We start from the raw sequence: 2683 nt of genomic DNA on the forward strand, positions 1-2683 counted from the left end.
CACCCCAGGCACTCACTGTCTCTCACACCACTGTCCCCAAACCGAGAGATCGCACTGAGCGGTTTCGACCACATTGAAGGCGGCTGATCCCCCGTCGCACGGCGGCCGCGCCAGGTGAGGCGGACCCGGATCCCCACTGTGCCGATGTCTGATTGCGCGGGGTGCCGTGCGGCGGAGGGGCATTGGCGACGGGCTTGGCGGGCGCAGGGTCGCCTGGTCGACCTGATGCAGGCTGGCAGGTTGGAGAGCTGCCAGCCCGACGGATATGCATTGGCGATCTTGGCCAAATATGTGATTGGAACGGCCGGGTTCGATATGTCGGGCTAGCTCAGTGATGAAATAGCGTAAATGCACCAGACTACCGCCCTGCGTAAATCGCTCCCTCTCGGAGGTATTGAGTGAAGCCCCTAAGTAAATTCACCTCAATTTCTATTGTCGCAGCAATGTGCGCACTTTTGGGAGTGGCTGGTGCCGCTTCGGCGGGCTCAGTGTCGGCGGCGGGTGCTTCGAATCCAAGTCTAGTCAAAGAGTGCGGGGAAAATGAGCGGACCACTCGACTGGAGCTGTGCAGTAATTATTCTGTCCCCGGGGGCATACGGCTGAGGATGGGGGGCCCGGAGGGTCTCCCCGTGAACGGGGATTGCACGGTGGCATTCACGGTTTTCAAAGGAGACCTTGAGAATAAATACGGCCTGACGGCTGGCCACTGCTACAAAAATAACCGCCCTTCGGTGTACAGCACGCCCGACTACTTCGGTCAGGTTGGGGACGTGCAGTACTCATCCGATCGGGATTCGGCGTTGATTAAGAGCGTTGACAACAATTGGAATCTTTCGATTATTACGGGCGGGGTGGAAAGTCATAGTCAACGAACAATACGGGGCACATGGAAACCTGGAACTGGAAAGACAGTCTGTTTGGGGGGCTCGTTCACTGGCGAAGTATGCGATGTGCTCATAAGGAGTAGTGCGCCACGCTGCTACACCTTCGAAGTGCAAGGCAAAGAAGTGGAGCGCTGCGGCCTCGTAGCGGGGCAAAAGACCGACTCGAGGATCGTCCAGCCCGGAGATAGCGGAGGGCCGGTCTACCGCAAGGCAGGTAGCGGTTTTGCAGACGCGGTAGGAATAATAATCGGAGGCGGATCAACGAAGAACAACGGAAACAAGGATATCGTCTATTACCGCCCCATAGCTCAGGTTCTAAGCGAACAGGGAGTCGAACTATTCACCTGCCACCATGAAGCACCTGAGGTCTGTAATTGAATTTCGCTGGCTGAACGCGGCACCGTACGAGGACTACCAGCAGTCCAAGAAGGCGCTCGCCGAAGAGAAGACCCAGCCGACCTGACGACAGGTCAGCCGGGGCCCGGACCCGGTTCGGGGCCCCTTCTTTGTGAGAGAACGGTGTGCAGGGGGCGCACCGTCAGAAGGCGGCGGCTCCTGCAGCCTGGTGCCTACCCGGGCCGGCACGGCTGCCGCTCCGCCCACGCACTGCTCCGACCTGGCCGTCGCCCACCGAGAATTTGCTCAATGCCCTGTCGGACGTCGGGACTCCGCACGTCTTAAGGCTGCGCTGCACGCGTTCGGCCGAGCCGTCAATGAGGCCACCGCATCGGCCTTCCTGGTGGGCACGCCGTCGTGCCGCCCGCAGGGTGACGCCCTGCCATCGATCTGCAGAGGTATGGATCTGCCTCAGTCGACGACCCGTCGGTGTCGGTCGGGCTGCTGAGCGCCGCCGTGACCGGGCTCGACATGATCGGGCTCTTCTTCACCCCGACCGTCGCCTCCCGCCAGCTGTCCGACGTCATCCGCCGGCGCTCCCGCCGGACGTCCGGCAAACCGTCCTGACGCTGCACGCCCGCCCCGGCCGGGGACGACAGCCCCGGGTGCCGCGCCAGGCTTCGGACTCCTCATCCTCGCTCAGTTCGTAGCCCTCGGGGTACGTCGACAATGTCGCGGGTGGTGCGGGCCGTGTCCCAGTCGGCGAGCCGCAGCGCGGTGTCCACCAGCAGCCGCGCCTCGTCGACGGCGACGCCCACGGTGTCGCCACCCTCGGCGGCCACCGCGATCAGGCGGTTGCGGATTCACCGGGGATGGGGCCGCCAGGCCGGAACCGCTCCACCCCTACGATGTGCCGCACCTTGACCGGGCGCACGATCACCGCGACCCGCTGCTCCCCCGGCATGAGCCACTCGAAGCGCTCGCCGCCCAGGTACTTGCGGGCCAGCCGGTCCATCCGCTCATGCGCCGCCTCGCCCTCGATGAAGCGGGCCACCACACCACTGATCTGCACTCGGTCGAAGGGGTCGGTGGCGTCGGCGTGCGAGAGATAGACGCGGGGGTCGCGGCGCAGGTTTTCCTCCTTCACCCGACCCACCGAGGTGTTGAACATCAGCTCCCCCTCTCCCTCCAGATCCACCCACATGGGGCTGACCTGCGGTGCTCCGTCGGGGAACACGGTGCCGACGTACCAGATGTTGGGGGCTTGCAGCCGGGCGCGGACGGCTTCGTCGAATGTCGCGGTCATCCCGGGAGGCTACCAACCATGAGCGGCGGGGCAGTTCAGGGAAGCCGAGGAAATCAACCGGGGTGAAGCCCATGCTGGGAGCCGTCTCGTGCAGGCTCTCCTCACTGAGCGTTTTCAGCGTTGCCTCTCCAGAGTGAGGACAGCCTTGGTGATGACG

General features: G+C 63.5%; 4 protein-coding genes. 2 read left to right on the forward strand and 2 right to left on the reverse strand.

Translation table 11 applies throughout. From position 1 onward, the window contains the following. Positions 1-647 precede the first annotated feature (647 nt). Positions 648-1262 (forward strand): trypsin-like serine protease, encoded by a 615-nt coding sequence (locus tag ACZ6ZT_RS35120; RefSeq protein ID WP_469724502.1) that lies wholly within the window; start codon positions 648-650, stop codon positions 1260-1262. A 447-nt stretch (positions 1263-1709) separates the two neighbouring features. Next, a complete protein-coding gene (locus ACZ6ZT_RS35125) occupies positions 1710-1847 on the forward strand; it encodes a hypothetical protein (RefSeq protein ID WP_469724503.1) in 138 nt (45 codons plus the stop codon). A gap of 62 nt (positions 1848-1909) precedes the next feature. On the opposite strand, the gene ACZ6ZT_RS35130 is transcribed toward ACZ6ZT_RS35125, so the two are convergent. Further along, positions 1910-2062, reverse strand: coding sequence for a hypothetical protein (locus tag ACZ6ZT_RS35130; protein WP_469724504.1), 153 nt, complete (start codon positions 2060-2062; stop codon positions 1910-1912). A 5-nt stretch (positions 2063-2067) separates the two neighbouring features. Next, positions 2068-2526 (reverse strand): TIGR03618 family F420-dependent PPOX class oxidoreductase, encoded by a 459-nt coding sequence (locus ACZ6ZT_RS35135; RefSeq protein WP_469724505.1) that lies wholly within the window; start codon positions 2524-2526, stop codon positions 2068-2070. Between the last annotated feature and the right edge of the window lie 157 nt (positions 2527-2683).

This window comes from Streptomyces sp. NPDC102258 (genome assembly GCF_055584685.1).